Genomic DNA, 18,751 nt, shown 5'->3' with positions numbered 1-18,751 from the left:
TCTGCTTTCCTCACCGTTTTCTCGCCAACACTATAAAAATGCCGCCTAAAATCAGCCCAGAGGCCAGTAGCAACCGCAGGCTGATTGGCTCAGTGACAAACAACACACCACCAAAGGCGGCAATGGCTGGCACTAAGAGTTGCAGCACCCCAGCTTGCAACGAGCTGATGTGGCGCAATACGCTGTACCAAATGGCGTAGCCGGCTCCAGAGGCTACCGCACCAGACAATATTGCTAAGAGAGTACCGGTAAATGTTGCCGCGGTTGTAGTCAGCGTGACCATAAACAGCACCAGCACCATAGGCGTGGTTCGCAGAAAGTTAAACGCTGTATCCGCCAGAGGTTTATTCGACCCTCGTCCAAGCAAGGTGTACCCAGCCCAAGCCATACCCGCAACCACCATTAATACCACACCAAGCCATGATGGCTGCGACACCTCCGGCCAGACCAAATAAGCCAAACCGAGCAACGCTAGTAAGATGCCCGCTACCTGTGGCAAACGAAGGTGCTCTCCCCGTAGCAGAGACACCGACACCATGGTTAATTGCACCATGCCAAATAAAATCAATGCCCCAGTTCCCGTCGCCAGCATCAAATAGGCGTAAGAAAAAACTACCGCATAGATAAACAACATGCTACTGGCCAGCCAACTTCCAGCGGGGCGAATCGCTTTAACCCCATTCTGCAAGGATAAAATCAGCAACAAGGCAATACTGCCGGATAGCAAGCGAATCATCGTAAAACTCGCCGCATCCATTAAACCATCTGCCAGCGCCAGACGCGTGAGTACCGAGTTAGCCGCAAACGCTACCAAGGAGACAATGACCAACATAACCAATCTGACTAGCGCCATAAGTACAGAGCCCCCCCTATTCAAACAAACATTTGTAGCAAAGCGCCTTGCCAATAAGACGACTCAACCTCGCCAAGTTTACCTTTTCGCCGCTTTTTATCGATGGTGCGGATTTGATCAAACAGAATACGGACACAGTAGCTATTGCACAACGCGCGCAGCTTGACCTTGGAGTTATCTCCAAGGTTTATACTCATCGTATTCCTTTGTTATCAGGGTAACACTATGTTGCGCATCGGTGAGTTAGCCAAACAATTTCAGATCAATACCGATACTTTACGTTTTTACGACAAGCAAGGGCTGCTATCCCCCTCGGGGCAGTCAGATAGCGGCTACCGTTTGTATTCCGATCGGGATATTAAAACCTTGGGCTTCATCTTAAGGGCGAAAGGGGTAGGATTTTCGCTCACCGATATTAAAACCCTGTTGTCGATTGAGGTGGATAAAGCCAATAACGAGTGTTCGGATGTCAAAGAGCTAGTCGATGATAAATTGCAGCAAGTGACGGAAAAAATCGCCGAGCTACAGGCCTTTCAACGGTCACTGGCAAGATTGTCCAGTGCCTGCTGTGGCGGTCATGAAAGCGCGGAGGACTGCACTATTTTACAAGCTCTAGAGTCGGAGGACTTCGCCATCATCCCGGAATGTCATCATGAAGGAGAATGTCTATGAGCTGGCTACTTGCTTTTGTTGACCTGTTTTTAGAGTCAGCGCCATGGTTGTTGCTCGGTTTATTGGTGGCTGGCGTATTAAAAGAGTTTGTCCCCATGGACTGGATGGAACGACAACTTGGGCAGCAATCCCGTTTTGCTGTGGTTAAAGCCGCCATCATTGGCGCACCCTTGCCCTTATGCTCTTGCGGCGTCATTCCCGCTGCTGCTGGGCTGCGTCGTGCGGGTGCTTCGAAAGGGGCTACCACCTCTTTTTTGATATCAACACCGGAAACGGGTGTCGACTCTATTGCCCTATCCTGGGTGTTGCTGGGGCCATTCATGGCGATCGTGCGGCCTATTGCAGCGATTGTTAGTGCCATTACCGCAGGTTACTTAGTCGGGCGAGAAAGCCCTGAGCCGATAGCGCCAGAACTAGCACCTTCATCATCTTGTTGTAGCAGCGGTTGCTGTGGCTCTGACAAGAAGGCGGCGGATGCTCATCCCCCTCTATTAGGTCGTATAAAAAGTAGTTTGCAATACGCCACCACCGAGATGGTGGATGATATTGCCCTGTGGTTACTGGTCGGTTTAGCTTTTGCCGCACTGGTGCAAGCCTATGTACCGCAGAGCTTTCTCGCCCAATGGGGTGATGGCCTAATCGCCATGTTGGTGATGGTCATTATTTCCATCCCAATGTATATCTGTGCCACGGCATCGACTCCGATTGCTGCTGGGCTTCTCGCTGCCGGAGTGTCCCCCGGTGCGGTATTGGTCTTTATGCTGGCCGGTCCTGCAACCAATATCGCGACGCTCGGCATGGTTAACAAGCTACTGGGGCGGCGTGCCCTGTGGGCTTATTTAACTGGTGTATTGGCTTGTGCCCTTGGGTTTGGTTATTTAGTGGATTGGTTGTTCAGCACTTTTGATGGGGCTATCGTACTCGCAAATCTCCAATCGGATGACCACCCTCAGTCACTGGTGGCGATATTAAGCTCAGTGGTATTAATCCTGCTGATGGGGCTAAGTATCGGTAAAAGCTTACAGGGTAAGCATCATCACGGAGCCCACTAACAGCTACGTCAGCAAGATTATGCTAGGCTGACACAATGTGAATTTCCAAGTTGAAACAGGTAAAACCATGCCACTACCTTTTCAGGAGGGATTACGAATGACACCTCCACCCCCTAGTAGCTCTATAAATTCCTTGTTTTTGAGGCAATTATGACTCCCCCAGAGCAAACCAGTCTTGATCAGCAATTTGCTTTTTTAAAAGAAATAGATCAATTGAAGTCGGTGGTACGTAAGTCCCCGCTGCTGAATCAATCCCGTCGGGAGAATTCTGCAGAGCATTCCTGGCATTTAGCGATGTATGCGCTGGTGTTGCAGGACTCAGCACCAGCTGGGGTGGATATCAATCGGGTAATAAAGATGCTGTTGCTGCACGATATTGTGGAGATTGACGCTGGGGATCACCCGATTCATGCACATGTTGATATGGCAGCGATTGCCGCCGCAGAGCAAGCTGCGGCGGAGCGCATTTTTGCCCTGTTGCCAACGCCGCAAGGAGAAAGCTTAAAAGCCCTGTGGCAGGAGTTTGAGGCCGCCCAAAGTGCCGATGCGCGGTTTGCGAAAGCCTTGGATCGGTTGCAACCGATGGTGCACAACCTAGAAACCAACGGTGGGACTTGGAATGAGTTTAACGTGGGTTTTGAGCGCATTAACGAGCGCTATCTGCCGATTATTCAGTCCGGTGCAGAGGGGCTTGGGCAGTATTTGTTGGCGCGGCTGAAGCGTTTTTTCAACAAGTCCGATGCTTAGTCTGCTACAACTTTTGTAGGATTAGGCAAGCATAGCGGAGTATTCCCATATTCTTAAACTCAGGAAGTTGATTTAATCAACTTTTACATTGCCTTTCATTCTATTGCAGTCACTGAGGAGGGATATATGGCAACGGTCGTCAATCTAGATAACTCGGTAGAAGCCACAAACCAACAACAAGCGGTTTACGATAAGGAAAAGATGCCATCTTTTGTGGGCCCAGAGGAAATGTTCTCTGGCCAGGTGGATGTGAAGTTAACTTTCCCCAACCAAGATGCGGTGCCATTCTCCGGTGCATTTGTCACTTTTCAACCCAAAGCCCGTACTGCGTGGCATGATCACCCCGGTGGTCAGCACATTGTGGTAACCAAAGGTGTAGCGATCACCGCGACTCGCGATGGCCAAGTGGTGGCTTGCCAAGAAGGGGATGCCGTGTGGTGTCCGGCGGATGTTGACCACTGGCATGGGGCCATGCCTGAGGCGGAGATGACACATTTTGTGATCACCGGCGTGAAAGACGGCGACGCAGTGAACTGGAAAGACAAAGTGACCGACGAACAATACGATGCTGCGGTGGCGGCGATCAAAGCCGCGCAATAAGCGTGAGCCGTTAACGAAGTAAGCCTGCCTATCTTTCGATAGGCAGGCTTTTTTGTATCTAGCGTTTTAGCACTACTTATCAGACAGTTGGATCTGATAAACAGAGGTCGTGCCGCTCACTTCGTTACCGACGATTAGTAGTCGCTTGCCATTTGGGCTGTCGTATTCAGGGACAAATTTAAAGCCTTCTGGCCCCAAGTCACCAGCTGCTGCTTTATCCACGAGTGGGTCTTTGCTAAGGTCACGATCGTTCACGTAGCTGATAAATTCGGGGGCGCTCGGGTTGGTGATGTCATACACCATCACTCCGCCCATACGTTCAAGGCCGATGAAAGCATAATGTTTGCCATCGATCTCCCCGACGGTGATCGCTTCTGGCTCTGGGCCTTTGGCATCACTGCGACCATCTGGGTCACTTTCACCGTTGTCGTTATTAAACTGGTCACCATAAAGAGCCAAGGTTTTTTGCTCGAACTGGTCGCCAGAGTCAAACACCAATGTGCCATCAGTGGCATCCCAAATGGAAAACGAACGGGCGCCATAAACGTACAATTGGTCGAAGTCGCCGTCCTGGTCCGTATCCCCAAGTTTAGAGGTGACTTTTAGGCGACCTAATGCGGCTTTATCCTGTAGCTGGTCAGCATTTGGGAACGCGGTTGGATCTAGTTTCAGATCTTTTACGCGAAACTCTTCCATATTCAGGTTGAGCGGATCACCCGCCATGTCCAACGTACCGTCAGTTTGCGCGGTGCCCCAATCCGCTCGGGAATCCCCCTCGTTGGCGGTCACAATGTAGTCCTTACCATTGACTCGGTAGGTGGCGATTGAGTCAGGCTGGTACATGCCATAGACCGGCCAAGTCGCAATATTGGCTTTCTTATCTTTGTCGCTGGCATCAATGCCATTACCAACCAAGCTGTGATCTTTGTAGCCGAGGGCAAAGATTTTCGACACGCTAGCGGTATCAATGTCCACCACGGCAATGGCGTTGGCTTCCTGCAAGCTCACATAAGCTGTTTTCGAATCCGCCGATACCGCAACGTATTCTGGCTCTAAATCTTCGGCAACAGTGCTCGGGCGAATGGCCTTGCCGTTGGCATCGACAATGGTGCCAAATACGCGTACGTCTTCCGGTAGTTCGCTGTGACGAAGGCCGCCGACATTGAAGTCGGTAAAGGTTGCAGAACGCAGGGTGAAGGTTTGCGTGTCAATAATATCAATGCGACCTTCTGGGTCGGTTTGGTAGTCGGTTGGCTCCCCTTCGATGGCCACAATCGCTTTGCTACCGTCTGGGGTGAAGGTCACCATATCTGGCAAGGAACCGGAATCCACCACGCTGGCTACCGACAGATCCGTTAAGTTAATAAACACTACCCAACCAGCATCGGTTTTGGTTCCGGCTTCGACGGCAACCGCAGCCAAATCCCCATGCACCGCCACGCTGTTAGCAGCACCCACTTGGCTAACGCTTGTCACTGTAACTTTGGCTTGCATTACCATGGCAGCGACATCAAGCGTTTGTAGTAATTTCAGGTCGCTTACGTTTGACCCATCAAATACATCGACTTTGCCGCTGTTGGCATTCACCGTGAAAATACGTTGACGTGTTTTATCAAATGCAACGATCTCCGCCGCGCTTTGATCAAAGCCTTGGCTGGCAGAGCGACCTACTCGCTCTAAACCGGTGACAACTCGATCTGAGTTCATCGCTGTTAGCGAACTCAAGGTTTCACAACCAGCTAAGGTCGTAACGGCAATAGCTAAGGCGATAGGTTTCACAGCCCAAGTGAGTTTTTTAAGCGAGTACATAGTCTTTCCCGATCATTAGTTGAACTTATAAGATCAGGAAAGACTAGTGGGCGATTATGACCAGCCAATGACGGTTTATTGAACATCGGGTGACAGGGGCTCGCAGTCTTTTCGCACCAAACTCAAGCGCCACCAGGACGACCAAACTGGGCGAGGGTTGAGGATAAAGTGGTCGTCTAGACTCAATCCACTCGCAATGACCATATCAGCTTCCCCGTCGTCCAAGCCTATGTGGGCGTCTTGGCTGGTAACTTCTTTGCCAAAACGTAGTTGCTCATCAATCGCCGTGTTGTAGACACTGAGAAGGATAGGCCCGCGCTGTAGCAGGGATACATCTCGACCATTGAAGCCACCGGCTAAAAACGGCACCGGGGCTATTTCACATAGCTCCCCTGCTTGGTTACGAGTTATATAACGCCCCTCGCCTTTCATGCCTTTTAGGTAGACCAGGTTGCCTTCCTGCACCTGATTGATTTCAACTACGCCAACCGCACCGACGGGAATAGCCGGTCGCCCGGCAGCACTGTTTGCACTAATTGGGAGAGATAAGACTACAAGTAATAGACCAGCCACAAACGAGGTTTTCATAATGATGCCCCCTTAGCAAAGGACAAACGTGTCGGCTGAGCTAGGAAGATCAACAATACCAAAACACCAGCACCGGGTATCAGTACCAGTAACAGCCACCAAGGTGAAAATCCTGCATCCCGCAGACGGCGCACGACCAAGGCGAGGAATGGTAGCAAGGTGAAGAGGCTATAAATCAGATCTAGCCAACCGGGGTTATCGGTGGCAATTTCGACCCCAATAATGATGGCCGTCAGCAGTAGATGGACAAGCATAAACGACCAAAAGGCGGTACGATGGCTACGTCCGATGAAATTATTAAATTGTTTAAACGCTTCGATATACCAGTTCATAAGAAACTCCAAATGAGTGATTGGGAACTCGTTCAGAATCGCTCAATGCCAGCTGTGGCGCGTCCTTGATCAGGATTTAGGACGTTTCCAAAAGCGTTTTAGGACATCATATTGTTGTTAGCAGTCGTACAAGGAACTCAACATGCTTTCCATCCCTTTGCCATTTGTGGTTTCACTGATGTTATTGGTGCTCGCTGCCAGCTTGGTGGCAAGACGTAGCGAAGGCACCAGACTGGCGGCACTATTTTTATTGATGTGTGCGCTAACTACTACTGTAGTAGGGCTGCGCTGGCTACTAGACTGGGCGTGGCTACGTGCCCTGCAACCCATTTTGGCAGGATTGATTCCGGTACTGGCGTGGTGGGTATTTGCCCGGGCAAGACAAGCGATAAGTCTGCCTTGGTGGCATTGGCTTGCGCCCGTTGTGATTGGGTTCAGCTCGGTCACTTACCCTTGGTGGCAGCCGCCACTGGATATCATGCTCACGGCCTTATATGTGGTCTATGGGGTTGCCCTATGGGTCAGCGCTCGAGATCCACAAGAGTTAGAAAATATCCCCTTCTCGGAATTGCCCTACGCACGTTATGCCACGCAAGTCGGGGCAGGCATGCTGCTCTTTTCAGCTTTGATTGATGGAGTCCTGTCCCTCGACTTTATCTTCTGGCAAGGACAGCACGCCACCCTAATCATCACCATCGGCCACGCTATTTTGCTGCCGCTATTAGCACTGGCTGTGGTGTGGACAAGTCTTCACACACAAACGACACCGCAGTCTGTATCTACCGCTGAAACAAAAATAGAAACAGAGCCGGCAGGTGCTGAAGATGACAACGAGAGTCGTCAAGATCGTGAAGACGCCGAAGGTATTATTCAGCGGCTTACCACATTACTTGAGACACAAAAGCTGTACTTAGAGCCGGATCTCACCCTGGCGCGGCTGGCCCGGAAACTTGGCCTCCCCAGCCGCCAAATTTCCGCGGCGGTGAACCTTTGTCTAGAGCAGAACATTTCCCAATGGATCAATGGCTATCGGATAGCACATGCCCAGCACCTACTAAAAAATACCGACTTAGCTATTACTGAGATTTATCTTGAGGCTGGTTTCCAAACCAAATCTAACTTCCATCGGGAGTTTTCACGGCTGGTTGGCGTCACGCCGTCGGCGTATCGCAAGGACTCAAGTATCGATCTGAAAAGCCCGATATCACAATCTCACGTTCGTTGACTACAGCCGCTCCATGTACCAATATTTAGCCATTACGGCAGATGATGGTTACCCTTATGAATTTCCAAATGATTGAAACGGAAGCCTTACACCTTCCTAGAGAGGATCGAGTCCGTTTAGTCGAAAAGCTATTAAATAGCCTAGGCAAAACGTCAACTAGCCTCGATTCAGAATGGCTAAACGAAGCCAAACACCGTGCAGAGGATATCGATGCTGGACGTGTCTCCCTTATCGAAGGTAACAAGGTACTAGAGAAAGCTCGCAAGAAATTGAAATAAACTACTATTTTCACCCGACAGCGGAAGCCGAGCTATTCGACTACATCGACTATTACGAGCAGCAAGCACAGGGACTTGGAAGCAAGGTGATCGTAGAACTGGAGCTTACCCTCCGTCAGATCGAAACTTTTCCCTTTTCTTATCAACAAAACCACGCGTTAGGTGTTCACTTGGCACCGTTACACCACTTTCCCCTATCCGTCATTTACCGGATTAAAAACAATAGCGTTCAAATATTGGCTATCGCCCATCAGCAGCGCCAACCAAATTACTGGGGCAATAGAACACTGTAAAATAAAAACCCGCTTCCAAGGGTATGAAAGCGGGTCGGGAGAGTGGTGCTCGTTAGCGGGGCAATCGCTTAACGGGCTACCATAACGAGATAGTCAGGGGCGACATCTCGAAAGTCGACAGACATGGTCACACTCAATGCGGTGACGGTGATGATGGAGAAGAAGAACACTTGTCGTGCCCAACGGTTCACATCAATCTCTTGGCGGTAGCCACGCAGGGCCATCGCCAACCACCACAGACTGGTTGCCGTTGCGACTAGCATAAAGCCAATACCAACGTAGCCAGTGAGCGGCAGCAATGCCGTCACCAAGGCAAACATCGCAATGTATAGAACAATGTGGTGTTTGGCTTTGTGAATGCCTTCTGCCACCGGCAATACTGGAATGCCAGCGGCTTCATAGTCTTTAAAGCGGAAGATAGCGATCGCGTAAGAATGGGGCATTTGCCACAAACTAAACATCACCAACAGTATTGCTGCACCAGCATCAAATTGGCCTGTTACCGCACAGTAACCCACTACTGGTGGCACGGCACCAGACAAACTACCAACCAAAGTGCCGTAGACCGAGTTACGTTTAAAGTAGAGGCTGTATAACCCCACATAAACAAAGTAACCAAAGCCAGCAAAGAATACCGCCACCGGATTGGTATACACCGCCAGCAACGCAAATCCTACTACCCCTAACACAATGCCATGGGCAAAGGCCGCCGTGCCGGAGATTTCCCCGGTCACGGTCACACGGTTGCGGGTACGGGCCATTTTGGCGTCGATATCCCGGTCAATGAAGTTGTTGATCGCACATCCAGAAGCGACCACAAGTGATAAACCTACCACTGTTGCCAGCATCAATAGCCAGTCAATGTCGCCGCGAGCCGCTAAAAAGAAGCCCCCAGCTACAGAGATCAGGTTGCCCATAATGATGCCGGGCTTAGTTACTTTAAGATAACGATCAAACATGACGCTAACTCCCGTAACGGGCACCGAAGTGCCCGTGAATTCAAAGGTTTCGTACTTTATCAGTACATCATCATCGCGTTGGAAGCGTAGATAATCCAAATGGATAGACCCACCACCATAACGATGACCAACGCGGTAAACAGAAACGAGAAGGTATCCAGCTTGCCTTCTTTAGAGAAGTTCAAGTGCAGGAAGTACTTCAAGTGCACAACGATCTGTACAATCGCTGTCACTACCAAAATCGCTACTGTCGTTGCTCGGTCAAAGCTGCCGGTCATCACTGCCCAGAATGGGATCACTGTCAGAATCACCGACAGAATGAACCCCACCACATAAGAACCGACGGTGCCGTGAGCATGAGAATCGTGATCGTGCTGACTCATTACATAGCCCCCATTAGGTAAACGACGGTGAAGACACAGATCCAGACAATGTCCAAGAAGTGCCAGAACAAGCTTAGGCAGCTCAAACGGGTTAGCTGTTGATTACCCAAACCAGATTTGCTCACCTCGATGAACAGAATGATCAACCAAATCAAGCCAGCGGTAACGTGTAAACCGTGCAGACCTACCAACGAGAAGAACGCGGTTAGGAAGGCACTTTCACTTGGGCCATGGCCAGCGTGGATCAAGTGATTGAACTCATAGATCTCAAGACCGATGAACACGGCGCCGAACAAGAAAGTCACAGCCAACCAGAACAAAGTTCCTGACTTATTCTGCTTGTATGCACTGATCATGGCGAAGCCAAAGGTAATCGAGCTCAGCAATAGAGCTGCAGTTCCGCCAGCGACTAACTTAAGATCAAAGATTTCACTACCTGAAGCGCCCCCAGCGGTGTTCATAAAGAGCACCGCGTAGGTTGCAAAGAAGGACGCAAACAGGATGCAGTCCGTCATCAGGTAGATCCAGAAACCGAACACCGTATTACGACCAGTATCGTGGTGTTCGTCATGGTGCGCATCGTGATGCGCTGCTGCATGAGTACTCATGAATTACCCCTTAGCCACGTTATCTAGGTGTTCATTTTCGATGCGTGCTACTTCATCTGGCTGGACATAGTAGTCTTTACCACTAGCGTAAGAGCGAGCGATGAAAGCAACGATCAAGCCGACGAAGCTAGCCGCAACCAACCACCAGATATGCCATACGAATGCAAAGCCGAAGGCCGTTGCCAAAGCACCCATGATTGGGCCGGCGTTGGTATTGCTTGGCATATGAATCGGTTCATACTTAGCGTGACGTTGGTAAGCAGTGCCCTTCTCTTTCATATCTGTGAAGGCATCGATGTCTTCCACATGAGGCAACTTCGCAAAGTTGTAGAACTGTGGAGGCGACGCCAACGACCACTCAAGGGTATGACCATTCCAAGGGTCACCGGTGGTGTCTTTGTTCTTGTTACGGTCACGGAAGGCAACGAACAACTGAATGAACTGCGCCGCAATACCGATCGCAATAACAAACGCACCCGCTGCTGCGATGTACAACCAAATATTCCAGTCTGGATTATCCGTGTGGTTTAGACGACGGGTCATACCCAAGAAGCCCAGTACGTACAACGGCATAAAGGCCATTAGGAAACCGATGGTCCAACACCAGAAGGACACGCGACCCCATTTTGGATCTAAATGGAAGCCCATGGCTTTGGAGAACCAGAAAGTAAAGCCCGCAAAGTAACCGAACACCGCACCACCAATGATGGTGTTATGGAAGTGAGCGATTAAGAATAGGGAGTTGTGCAGCACGTAGTCCGCACCTGGCACCGCCAGTAGCACACCGGTCATACCACCGATAGAGAAGATGATGATGAAACCAATGGTCCACAACATTGGCACTTCCATACGGATACGGCCTTTGTACATGGTGAACAACCAGTTAAACAACTTCACGCCGGTTGGAATCGCGATAATCATGGTCATGATGCCGAAGAAGGCATTCACGCTCGCACTCGAACCCATGGTGAAGAAGTGGTGCAGCCATACGATGAAGCCCAAGATGGAAATCGCACCAGAGGCATAAACCATCGACTTATAACCGAACAAACGCTTACCGGTGAAGGTGGAAACCACTTCCGAGAAGATACCAAACGCTGGCAATACCAGAATGTATACTTCAGGGTGGCCCCATGCCCAGAACAAGTTGATGTACATCATCGCGTTACCACCGGCATCATTCGTGAAGAAATGGAAGTCGAGGTAACGGTCAAGAGTTAGCATGGCTAACGCTGCAGTTAGGATTGGGAACGACGCCACGATCAAGACGTTGGCCCAAGTACAAGTCCAAGTAAAGATCGGCATTTGCATTAACTTCATGCCAGGTGTGCGCATTTTTAGCACCGTCACCAAGAAGTTAACACCGGTCAACGTGGTACCCAAGCCGGATATCTGCAACGCCCAGATGTAGTAGTCCACACCCACTCCCGGGCTAAACTCCAGCCCTGAAAGTGGCGGATAGGCCACCCAACCGGTTTTCGCAAATTCACCCAAACCGAGGGAAATATTGACCAGCAAAGCGCCCGATACAGCCAACCAGAAAGACAGGTTGTTCAAGAATGGGAACGCCACATCGCGGGCACCGATCTGTAACGGCACGATGAGGTTCATCAAGCCAGTCATAAACGGCATCGCCACGAAGATGATCATAATCACACCGTGAGCGGTAAAGATCTGATCATAGTGGTCCGGCGGCAAGTAGCCTTCAGAGCCATTGGTTGCTAGCGCTAATTGGGTACGCATCATGATGGCATCCGCAAAACCACGGATTAGCATCACAAACGCCAAAATGATGTACATGATACCCAAGCGTTTATGATCCACCGAGGTCAACCATTCACGCCATAACCAGCCCCATTTCTTCATCTTAGTGATGAGTGCAAACAGGAAGGCACCACCAATCGCCACAACCGTCAAAGTACCAATTACGATTGGGTCGTAGGGTAATGCGTCCCAGGATAATTTACCGAGAAAACTCATTATTGAGATGCCTCCTCTGATTCACGGGCTTTACGTTCGAGCAACTCAAAACCAGCAGGCGGCTGCGCTGCATAGTCAGGCTTATCGAAGTAATCGATACGGCCATGGTCACCCATGTATTCCCAGATAATGTCGAAGAACAGGCCTTCTTTCACCGTAGCGAAGTACTCAACTGGGTGGTATTCAGTCGGCTCCACTAAGGCTTCATAACGTTCGGTAGTCAGTGCTTCGCCAGAGGCTTTTACTTTGTCTACCCAAGCTTGGAAGTCTTCCTTAGTCTCTGTCGCGATAGCCTTAAACTTCATGCCAGAGAAGCCGCCACCTGAATAGTTGGCCGAGAAGCCGTCGTAAACGCCTGGCTCGTTAGCGATCAAGTGCAGCTTGGTTTCCATGCCCGCCATGGAGTAGATCATGCTACCTAGCTGCGGAATGAAGAAGGCATTCATCGTACCAGCCGACGTGATCTTGTACTCCACTGGAACATTCGTTGGGAATGCCAACTCGTTCACAGTAGCGATACCCAAGTCCGGGTAAATGAACAACCACTTCCAATTCAAAGACACTACCTCAACAGTAATGTGCTCCTCATCGGATGCAATGGGCTTGTAAGGATCAAGCTCATGAGTGGTCTTGTAGGTGATCCACCCTAAGACGATGATAATCAGAATGGGGATAGCCCATACGATGGTTTCGATTTTGGTGGAGTGAGACCATTTTGGTTCGTAAGCTTCACCACGCCCTTCACGATATTTCCACGCGAAGTACAGCGTCATCAAGATAACGGGAACCACGACCAACAGCATCAAGATAGTCGCTGTAATAATCAGCTCCTTTTCTTGAATGCCAATTTGGCCTTTCGGGTCAAGCACACCACCTTGACAGCCAGCGAGCAAAGCCACTAACGCCATCAACGCGATTTTACTTAAGTTACGAGTTAACAAGAGACAGATCCTCTAACCCTGAAGTTGTACAAGGCCTACTGCCAAACGACAGCAGAATGGTATGCCGGCAGAGCCGGAAATTTTCCCAACTAAGCGAATTCGAATGCGCCCAAAAGGCACAAACAATGCGGTCCACTCCCTTGTGAGGAGCAAATTGCATTACTCGAACCGATTAGGCGGAAACCGGGGGAGCGCGAGAGGCGTGAAGTGAGCGGATAACCGTCTTGGGAGCCGCAACCCGATAGGGTGGGAATGAGACGGTGCGAGCCTGCCGCGTGACAGCAAGATGTTCGTAAGTGTTGACCAACCAACATACGAATACGAAAAGGCTGATTGCCCCAAAGAAGGCATACCAAGAGATCAGCGGGATATTTTTCAGAACAGTATGGAAAAAGTCGCTCGGGTCGTAAGCACCACCCAAGGGGTAAATAACCAGATTGATCATCACTACCGTCAACACAAACGTGTACAAACGTGCCCCCCACTTCACCATAAGCAGAGGCAGACGTAACTCATCGATACATTTGTTTACGGCTGACATCACGTTTAAATAACCCATAGCAATGACCTATATTTGATTTAGGGCAATCTAATTTAGTTTGAATTTCAACCAACATTGACCCAGATCATATTTTAGCGTCTGAAGTCTACACGCTAAAGTCAAGGTTCTCCAGTTCGCTTCCCCCTTACGAGTCGCATTTTGAACCACAAGTCACAAATAATTCATATTTATAGGTCGTTTTGGGCAATCGCGAATCTTCAAGGTGAAAAAGTTTCAAGAGCTATGCAACAAGGCCTTTTCAAACAGATATGTTATGACATAACATTTCTAGAAAATTTAGTCTCTAGGAAATGATAACCATGCTCAAAAAAATCGCCCTGCTGGGATTAGCCTCCAGCCTAACTTTGCCAGCCCTTGCTGAACCAACTACTCAAAACACGGTTGCTGTCCGTGCCGCATTTGAGTTTTCCAGTATTGATCCGTCTCGGGCTGGGTTTGTTTTTACCCGTATGCAAATCTTGGAAACCTTGGTGGATGTGGATGAAAAGGGTAATTTAACCCCTGCCTTGGCGACTTCTTGGCAGATCAGCAATGCTGGCACCCAGTGGGATTTCACTTTGCGCGAGGGCGTAAAATTCCATGATGGTACCGAGCTAGATGCCGATGTTGTTGCCGCCAATTTGAATCTGGCTCTATCTAAGCCAGGCGCTTTGCAAGGAGTGCCCGTCACAGCTATCGAAGCAATTGGTAAGCAGCAAGTTCGTATCACCCTAAGCCAACCTTTCCAGCCATTGGGCGCAGTGCTAGCCCATTACTCCGCTAGCATCATGGCTCCGGCGGCATTTGACGAGCAAAATAATGTCCAAGCGCTAATAGGTACCGGCCCGTTTTCGGTTTATGAAATCGCCGCGCCACACCGTTTAGTCGTCGAGAAATTTGATGGCTATTGGGGTAAAAAAGCGCAGGTAGAATACGCCAACTACCTAACTGGTCACCGGGCTGAAGCCCGCGTATTACAGGCCCGCAGTGGTCAAGGAGATATCGTATTTGGCTTAGATCCAGCAGCGGTTCCCATGCTAAAACGTCTACCTAACTTGAACGTGATTCACAGTGATCTACCTCGCACTCTGGCACTCAAACTTAACCTAGCGCACCCCAATTTAGACACCATCGAAGAGCGCCAAGCTCTAAGCCTAGCCATGAACCGTCAAGGTATCGCTACGGCGGTTTTACGTAGCGCCGATGCCGCGACCGATCAGCTGTTGCCCGAATACATGGGCGATTGGCACGTGGCCGATGGCACACCACAGTTAACACCTGATCTAGCCAAAGCCGCTGCCCTGATGCAACAGGCCGGTTGGCAGAAAAATGCGGACGGTTGGTTAGAACAGAACGGCGAGATCTTTGAACTGGATCTGATCACCTACGCCGACCGCCCTGAATTGACCACTGTAGCGACCGCTATTCAGGATCAATGGAAACAGCTGGGGGTGAAACTGAACGTGAATGTGACCAACTCCAGCGCCATTCCTGCAGGACACCAAGATGGTTCCCTGGAAGTTGCCTTGATTGCCCGCAACTACGGCAGTATTGCTGACCCACTTGGAGTGCTGGTTAAAGACTTTGGCAGTGAAAAAGGCGGCGACTGGGGAAGCATGAATTGGAACAACCCGAGCATTCAGACCACGCTAAACAACCTAGTCGCGGAAACCGACCAAGAACGTTACCACCAACAAGCGCAACAGGTGGCTAAGGCCATTTACACGGAAATGCCCATGATTGCGGTGGCTTCCTACGTACAACAAACCGCTGTTAATAAGCGTGTCGACGGTTTCCGTTTCGATCCATACGAGCGCAGCTACTTCCTTAATGAGTTGGTGTGGACTAAGTAATGAAACAGCTGTTGGCAAAACGTTTTTTACAGCTTATTGCCGTATCTTGGGGGGTGGGGACACTAACCTTCCTGTTGATGCGGGCGTTGCCCGGCGATATGGCCTACCGTATCGCCGCAAGTCGCTACGGCATGGATGCGGTGGATTCCCGTGCCGCTGAACTGGTGCGCGCCGAACTTGGTCTAGATGGTAGCGCGTGGAGCGCCTACTGGCAGTGGTTTGTGGATTTGCTGAGCTGGAACTTGGGCAACTCCCTTGTCAGTGGTCAGCCGGTAGCCCAAGAACTGTTCCATATGCTGGGGCACTCTCTGTTGTTAGCCGTGGTTGGTATCCTATTGGCGGCGCTGATTGCTATCCCCCTGGGGCTGGCCAGTGCTTACTACGGTGGCTGGCTAGATCGCACTTTACTGGCCTTGTCTACCGCCTTGCGGGCGGTGCCAGTCTTTGTGATTGGTTTATTGGCGATTATCTTGTTTGCCTTGGAGCTCAGTCTATTGCCGGTGGCAGGCTTTGGCACGCTGGCCCACTTAGTGCTTCCCGCCCTCACCCTTGCCCTAAGCTTGGCTGCGGTTTCTAACCGTGTGGTGCATACGGAAGCTCGGCGAGTATTTAACGCCCCCTTCTTTGAATTTGCCCGGACCAAGGGGTTGAGACCTTGGTTCGCTTTTCGTCACCACGGCATGCGCAACATTGCGGTGCCGGTGGTGGCCTTTTTCGGCATCCAGCTGATTACTGTAGTCGAAGGTGTGGTGATGATTGAGTCGTTATTTTCTTGGCCGGGGATAGGTCATGGACTCGCCCATGCGATTTTTGCTAGGGACATTCCGGTGATTCAGGGAGCCGCCTTAATGATGGGAATGTTATTCGTCGTGCTCAATACCTTGGTGGATGTGGTCTGCCATTACCTCGACCCACGGGGAGGGAAACTGGCATGAGTCTGCAACTCAATACAACGCAAAAAATTGGGGCGGCTCTGCTGCTAGCGCTAGTGGCCTATGCCCTTGGTGCGCCATTATTCAAAGATGGGGACAGCATCAGCCAAAATCTAAGCGCCATTATGAGCGCCCCCGGTGGGCAATTCTGGTTTGGCACCGACCACTTTGGTCGTGATATGTGGCTACGATTGGCAGATGCGTTGCGTTTATCCCTGATGATGGCGGCCCTGTGCGTTTTGACCGCTGCCACCATCGGAGTGACCGCTGGCGTACTCGCTGCCACCCAAGGGGGCTGGGTAGATCGCCTCTTAGACGGTGTCGTCACCATTCTCTTGGCGTTGCCCGGTTTGGTGCTGGTACTGATTTTTGCTGCCATTGTCCCTGGTTCATTCTGGATGTTGTACGTGGCTATTTCCTTGATCCAATGGATTGAGTACTTCCGCGTCAGCCGTGCCATCACCCAGCGGATGATTACTTCCCCGGCTGTGCAATCTTCCCGCTTGATGGGCTTTGGTGGCTGGTATCTGTTTAAGCGCCATTACTGGCCGGCAATCGCCCCACAATTACTCACCTTGGCAGCCTTTGGCGCAGCCAATGCCATTTTGATGATGGCATCGTTGGGCTTTGTTTATGTGGGCATTCAACCACCTCTGGCAGAGTTGGGCTTGATGATCGTGGAGCATTTCCCATACTACAGCGATGCCCCTTGGCTACTGGTACTCCCCCTTAGTGTGCTCGCCCTGATGGTGTTGTCCTGCCATTTACTGGGTCGACGCACCCAAGACCAAGGAGAAGCAGCATGAGCCTGATGTCGATTCGTGAACTGAGTGTGTATGTGGACAACACGCAACTGCTGGCCCCCATTAGTTTTGAGCTAAACCAAGGGGAACGCCTCACTATCCTTGGACAGACGGGCTCGGGCAAAAGCCTGCTGGCGCAAGCCATTATGGGCAATTTACCGGCAAGCCTGCACACCCGAGGGGAGCTGCAGCTATTTGGCAAACCTGTAACAGAAAGTGAGCGCCAACAACTTTGGGGGCGACGTCTAAGTATGTTGCCTCAAGAGCCTTGGAATGCCCTCGACCCATTGATGCCAGTGGCTAAACAGCTTAGGGAAACCTATCAATTGGTCGCCGGTGATGCCCCACACCAAGCCCAAGAACGGGCCAGCTACACCCTGTCGTTACAAGGCTTAGCACAAAGCGGCCACAAACGGGTGGATCAACTGTCCGGTGGTATGGCACAGCGTGTCGCCATAGCTTGTGCTATGGCGGGTGGTGCCCCGGTACTGCTCGCTGACGAGCCTACCAAGGGGTTAGACGTGTCCCGCCGAGATCAAGTGGTCGCCCAGCTATTAAGCCAATCCGAGCAAGGTGGCCTCATCACCATCACCCACGATGTGTCCGTCGCTCGACAAATTGGCGGCCGTATGATGGTCATTAAAGCCGGGGAACTGGTAGAAGCCGGTGACGCGGAGCAGATTTTGTCGGCGCCACAGCACCCCTTCACCCAAGCCCTGATTGCGGCAGACCCGGTAAACTGGCCATCTCCTATCCCACGGGAGCTGCAAAGTGAGCCGTTACTCACCACCTCCGGGCTAGTGATTGGCCGCGACAACCATGCGCTCACCAAGCCATTAAACTTATCCTTCGCTAGAGGGGAAGTAGTCGGTGTTGTCGGGGATAGCGGCTGTGGCAAAAGTACCCTAGGGGACACATTACTGGGTTTGACACCAGCGCTTTCTGGCAAGATCGAACGTCATCACCGTCCCGCGCAGGGGTTTGCAACTGTTGCTGATTTTATGTTACTGTATGTATATACATAGTAATATATTGGTGTAAATGAAGCTTTCAGATTGGGCAAGAAAACAAGGAATAAGCTATCGTACCGCATGGAACCAGTTTCGTAGCGGCAAGCTTCCTGTGCCTGCAAGGCAGCTGCCTACTGGCACGATCATTGTTGATGAGGTTGTTAGAGAGTCTAAAGCTGTTATTTATAGTCGCGTCTCCAGCTCCGATCAGAAAAAGGATTTAGATGGTCAAATCGCCCGCTGCCTGAGCTTCGCAAATGCTCAAGGAATTGCTGTATCCGCTACTGTCTCT

23 protein-coding genes are annotated in these 18,751 nt (G+C 50.7%); 12 read left to right on the top strand and 11 right to left on the bottom strand.

Annotated features, from left to right (window positions below; translation table 11 throughout):
• Positions 1-10: 10 nt before the first annotated feature.
• Together FJM67_RS06665 and FJM67_RS06660 are read right to left on the bottom strand one after the other, a co-directional pair.
• A complete protein-coding gene (locus FJM67_RS06665; protein ID WP_140588010.1) occupies positions 11-853 on the bottom strand; it encodes a DMT family transporter in 843 nt (280 codons plus the stop codon).
• Positions 854-873: 20 nt separating this feature from the next.
• On the bottom strand, positions 874-1,050 hold the full coding sequence (locus FJM67_RS06660) for a type II toxin-antitoxin system PemK/MazF family toxin (RefSeq protein ID WP_140588009.1): 177 nt from the start codon (positions 1,048-1,050) through the stop codon (positions 874-876).
• A 28-nt stretch (positions 1,051-1,078) separates the two neighbouring features.
• Here FJM67_RS06660 and zntR point away from each other — a divergent pair, with 28 nt between their 5' ends.
• The 4 genes from zntR to FJM67_RS06640 all read left to right on the top strand — a co-directional run bounded on the left by zntR (position 1,079) and on the right by FJM67_RS06640 (position 3,924).
• Positions 1,079-1,525, top strand: a complete 447-nt coding sequence (gene zntR, locus FJM67_RS06655; RefSeq protein ID WP_140588008.1) for a Zn(2+)-responsive transcriptional regulator — start codon at positions 1,079-1,081, stop codon at positions 1,523-1,525.
• Positions 1,522-2,577 (top strand): SO_0444 family Cu/Zn efflux transporter, encoded by a 1,056-nt coding sequence (locus FJM67_RS06650; protein WP_140588007.1) that lies wholly within the window; start codon positions 1,522-1,524, stop codon positions 2,575-2,577. Before zntR ends, FJM67_RS06650 begins: the two co-directional genes overlap by 4 nt.
• A gap of 150 nt (positions 2,578-2,727) precedes the next feature.
• On the top strand, positions 2,728-3,324 hold the full coding sequence (locus FJM67_RS06645) for an HD domain-containing protein (RefSeq protein WP_140588006.1): 597 nt from the start codon (positions 2,728-2,730) through the stop codon (positions 3,322-3,324).
• Positions 3,325-3,450: 126 nt separating this feature from the next.
• The gene (locus tag FJM67_RS06640) at positions 3,451-3,924 is read left to right on the top strand and encodes a (R)-mandelonitrile lyase (protein ID WP_140588005.1); all 474 of its coding nucleotides are present in this window, start codon (positions 3,451-3,453) and stop codon (positions 3,922-3,924) included.
• A gap of 72 nt (positions 3,925-3,996) precedes the next feature.
• Here the strand turns inward: FJM67_RS06640 and FJM67_RS06635 are convergent, their stop codons facing one another.
• The 3 genes from FJM67_RS06635 to FJM67_RS06625 form a co-directional block, all read right to left on the bottom strand.
• Entirely contained in the window at positions 3,997-5,733 is a 1,737-nt protein-coding gene (locus tag FJM67_RS06635) for a choice-of-anchor I family protein (RefSeq protein ID WP_140588004.1), read from the bottom strand.
• A gap of 75 nt (positions 5,734-5,808) precedes the next feature.
• Complete coding sequence (locus FJM67_RS06630) at positions 5,809-6,321, bottom strand: hypothetical protein (protein ID WP_140588003.1); 513 nt, start codon at positions 6,319-6,321, stop codon at positions 5,809-5,811.
• Positions 6,318-6,653 carry a DUF805 domain-containing protein gene (locus tag FJM67_RS06625; RefSeq protein WP_140588002.1) on the bottom strand — a complete coding sequence of 112 codons (336 nt, stop codon included), beginning with the start codon at positions 6,651-6,653 and terminating at the stop codon, positions 6,318-6,320. The genes FJM67_RS06630 and FJM67_RS06625 overlap by 4 nt, the downstream gene beginning before the upstream one ends.
• Before the next feature lie 142 nt (positions 6,654-6,795).
• On the opposite strand from FJM67_RS06625, the gene FJM67_RS06620 reads away from it, so the two are divergent.
• From FJM67_RS06620 to FJM67_RS17950, 3 genes are read left to right on the top strand one after another with little or no spacing between them, the layout of a single operon-like run.
• The gene (locus tag FJM67_RS06620) at positions 6,796-7,878 is read left to right on the top strand and encodes a helix-turn-helix domain-containing protein (RefSeq protein WP_140588001.1); all 1,083 of its coding nucleotides are present in this window, start codon (positions 6,796-6,798) and stop codon (positions 7,876-7,878) included.
• A gap of 56 nt (positions 7,879-7,934) precedes the next feature.
• Positions 7,935-8,156 (top strand): addiction module protein, encoded by a 222-nt coding sequence (locus FJM67_RS06615; protein ID WP_181161442.1) that lies wholly within the window; start codon positions 7,935-7,937, stop codon positions 8,154-8,156.
• A complete protein-coding gene (locus tag FJM67_RS17950) occupies positions 8,147-8,449 on the top strand; it encodes a type II toxin-antitoxin system RelE/ParE family toxin (protein WP_140588091.1) in 303 nt (100 codons plus the stop codon). Before FJM67_RS06615 ends, FJM67_RS17950 begins: the two co-directional genes overlap by 10 nt.
• 68 nt (positions 8,450-8,517) lie before the next feature.
• Here FJM67_RS17950 and cyoE read toward each other — a convergent pair whose 3' ends face one another.
• The 6 genes from cyoE to FJM67_RS06580 all read right to left on the bottom strand — a co-directional run bounded on the left by cyoE (position 8,518) and on the right by FJM67_RS06580 (position 13,879).
• Positions 8,518-9,408, bottom strand: coding sequence for a heme o synthase (gene cyoE, locus FJM67_RS06605; RefSeq protein WP_140587999.1), 891 nt, complete (start codon positions 9,406-9,408; stop codon positions 8,518-8,520).
• A gap of 59 nt (positions 9,409-9,467) precedes the next feature.
• A complete protein-coding gene (cyoD, locus tag FJM67_RS06600; RefSeq protein ID WP_140587998.1) occupies positions 9,468-9,791 on the bottom strand; it encodes a cytochrome o ubiquinol oxidase subunit IV in 324 nt (107 codons plus the stop codon).
• On the bottom strand, positions 9,791-10,399 hold the full coding sequence (cyoC, locus tag FJM67_RS06595; RefSeq protein ID WP_140587997.1) for a cytochrome o ubiquinol oxidase subunit III: 609 nt from the start codon (positions 10,397-10,399) through the stop codon (positions 9,791-9,793). The genes cyoD and cyoC overlap by 1 nt, the downstream gene beginning before the upstream one ends.
• A gap of 3 nt (positions 10,400-10,402) precedes the next feature.
• On the bottom strand, positions 10,403-12,379 hold the full coding sequence (gene cyoB / locus FJM67_RS06590) for a cytochrome o ubiquinol oxidase subunit I (RefSeq protein ID WP_140587996.1): 1,977 nt from the start codon (positions 12,377-12,379) through the stop codon (positions 10,403-10,405).
• Positions 12,379-13,320, bottom strand: coding sequence for a ubiquinol oxidase subunit II (gene cyoA, locus FJM67_RS06585; RefSeq protein WP_235890000.1), 942 nt, complete (start codon positions 13,318-13,320; stop codon positions 12,379-12,381). The genes cyoB and cyoA overlap by 1 nt, the downstream gene beginning before the upstream one ends.
• A gap of 172 nt (positions 13,321-13,492) precedes the next feature.
• The gene (locus FJM67_RS06580) at positions 13,493-13,879 is read right to left on the bottom strand and encodes a hypothetical protein (RefSeq protein ID WP_140587995.1); all 387 of its coding nucleotides are present in this window, start codon (positions 13,877-13,879) and stop codon (positions 13,493-13,495) included.
• A 302-nt stretch (positions 13,880-14,181) separates the two neighbouring features.
• Between FJM67_RS06580 and FJM67_RS06575 the strand changes: the two genes are divergently transcribed.
• The 5 genes from FJM67_RS06575 to FJM67_RS06555 form a co-directional block, all read left to right on the top strand.
• A complete protein-coding gene (locus tag FJM67_RS06575; RefSeq protein WP_140587994.1) occupies positions 14,182-15,714 on the top strand; it encodes an ABC transporter substrate-binding protein in 1,533 nt (510 codons plus the stop codon).
• Positions 15,714-16,649, top strand: coding sequence for an ABC transporter permease (locus FJM67_RS06570; RefSeq protein WP_140587993.1), 936 nt, complete (start codon positions 15,714-15,716; stop codon positions 16,647-16,649). Before FJM67_RS06575 ends, FJM67_RS06570 begins: the two co-directional genes overlap by 1 nt.
• Entirely contained in the window at positions 16,646-17,452 is an 807-nt protein-coding gene (locus FJM67_RS06565; RefSeq protein ID WP_140587992.1) for an ABC transporter permease, read from the top strand. The genes FJM67_RS06570 and FJM67_RS06565 overlap by 4 nt, the downstream gene beginning before the upstream one ends.
• On the top strand, positions 17,449-18,474 hold the full coding sequence (locus tag FJM67_RS06560) for an ATP-binding cassette domain-containing protein (RefSeq protein ID WP_140587991.1): 1,026 nt from the start codon (positions 17,449-17,451) through the stop codon (positions 18,472-18,474). Before FJM67_RS06565 ends, FJM67_RS06560 begins: the two co-directional genes overlap by 4 nt.
• A 16-nt stretch (positions 18,475-18,490) precedes the next feature.
• Positions 18,491-18,751: recombinase family protein (locus FJM67_RS06555; protein ID WP_181161441.1), on the top strand; the 261-nt coding region annotated here is incomplete at its 3' end.

It is taken from the genome of Maribrevibacterium harenarium, assembly GCF_006385675.1.
Classification (GTDB): Bacteria; Pseudomonadota; Gammaproteobacteria; order Pseudomonadales; family Marinomonadaceae; genus Marinomonas; species Marinomonas harenarium.
The sequence above is the reverse complement of the archived record's forward strand: the minus strand, read 5'-3'. Positions and strand labels throughout refer to the sequence as shown.

What these genes read in the sequence shown, in the direction of transcription:
- FJM67_RS06640 (WP_140588005.1), top strand. Translation starts at nt 3,451, where the DNA reads ATGGCAACGGTCGTCAATCTAGATAACTCGGTAGAAGCCACAAACCAA.
- FJM67_RS06620 (WP_140588001.1), top strand. Translation starts at nt 6,796, where the DNA reads ATGCTTTCCATCCCTTTGCCATTTGTGGTTTCACTGATGTTATTGGTG.
- FJM67_RS06565 (WP_140587992.1), top strand. Translation starts at nt 16,646, where the DNA reads ATGAGTCTGCAACTCAATACAACGCAAAAAATTGGGGCGGCTCTGCTG.
- cyoE (WP_140587999.1), bottom strand. Translation starts at nt 9,408, where the DNA reads ATGTTTGATCGTTATCTTAAAGTAACTAAGCCCGGCATCATTATGGGC.
- FJM67_RS06665 (WP_140588010.1), bottom strand. Translation starts at nt 853, where the DNA reads ATGGCGCTAGTCAGATTGGTTATGTTGGTCATTGTCTCCTTGGTAGCG.
- FJM67_RS06630 (WP_140588003.1), bottom strand. Translation starts at nt 6,321, where the DNA reads ATGAAAACCTCGTTTGTGGCTGGTCTATTACTTGTAGTCTTATCTCTC.
- cyoD (WP_140587998.1), bottom strand. Translation starts at nt 9,791, where the DNA reads ATGAGTCAGCACGATCACGATTCTCATGCTCACGGCACCGTCGGTTCT.
- FJM67_RS06625 (WP_140588002.1), bottom strand. Translation starts at nt 6,653, where the DNA reads ATGAACTGGTATATCGAAGCGTTTAAACAATTTAATAATTTCATCGGA.
- cyoB (WP_140587996.1), bottom strand. Translation starts at nt 12,379, where the DNA reads ATGAGTTTTCTCGGTAAATTATCCTGGGACGCATTACCCTACGACCCA.
- FJM67_RS06635 (WP_140588004.1), bottom strand. Translation starts at nt 5,733, where the DNA reads ATGTACTCGCTTAAAAAACTCACTTGGGCTGTGAAACCTATCGCCTTA.
- FJM67_RS06560 (WP_140587991.1), top strand. Translation starts at nt 17,449, where the DNA reads ATGAGCCTGATGTCGATTCGTGAACTGAGTGTGTATGTGGACAACACG.
- FJM67_RS06580 (WP_140587995.1), bottom strand. Translation starts at nt 13,879, where the DNA reads ATGGGTTATTTAAACGTGATGTCAGCCGTAAACAAATGTATCGATGAG.
- FJM67_RS06570 (WP_140587993.1), top strand. Translation starts at nt 15,714, where the DNA reads ATGAAACAGCTGTTGGCAAAACGTTTTTTACAGCTTATTGCCGTATCT.
- FJM67_RS06650 (WP_140588007.1), top strand. Translation starts at nt 1,522, where the DNA reads ATGAGCTGGCTACTTGCTTTTGTTGACCTGTTTTTAGAGTCAGCGCCA.
- FJM67_RS06615 (WP_181161442.1), top strand. Translation starts at nt 7,935, where the DNA reads ATGAATTTCCAAATGATTGAAACGGAAGCCTTACACCTTCCTAGAGAG.
- FJM67_RS06575 (WP_140587994.1), top strand. Translation starts at nt 14,182, where the DNA reads ATGCTCAAAAAAATCGCCCTGCTGGGATTAGCCTCCAGCCTAACTTTG.
- FJM67_RS06645 (WP_140588006.1), top strand. Translation starts at nt 2,728, where the DNA reads ATGACTCCCCCAGAGCAAACCAGTCTTGATCAGCAATTTGCTTTTTTA.
- cyoC (WP_140587997.1), bottom strand. Translation starts at nt 10,399, where the DNA reads ATGAGTACTCATGCAGCAGCGCATCACGATGCGCACCATGACGAACAC.
- zntR (WP_140588008.1), top strand. Translation starts at nt 1,079, where the DNA reads ATGTTGCGCATCGGTGAGTTAGCCAAACAATTTCAGATCAATACCGAT.
- FJM67_RS06660 (WP_140588009.1), bottom strand. Translation starts at nt 1,050, where the DNA reads ATGAGTATAAACCTTGGAGATAACTCCAAGGTCAAGCTGCGCGCGTTG.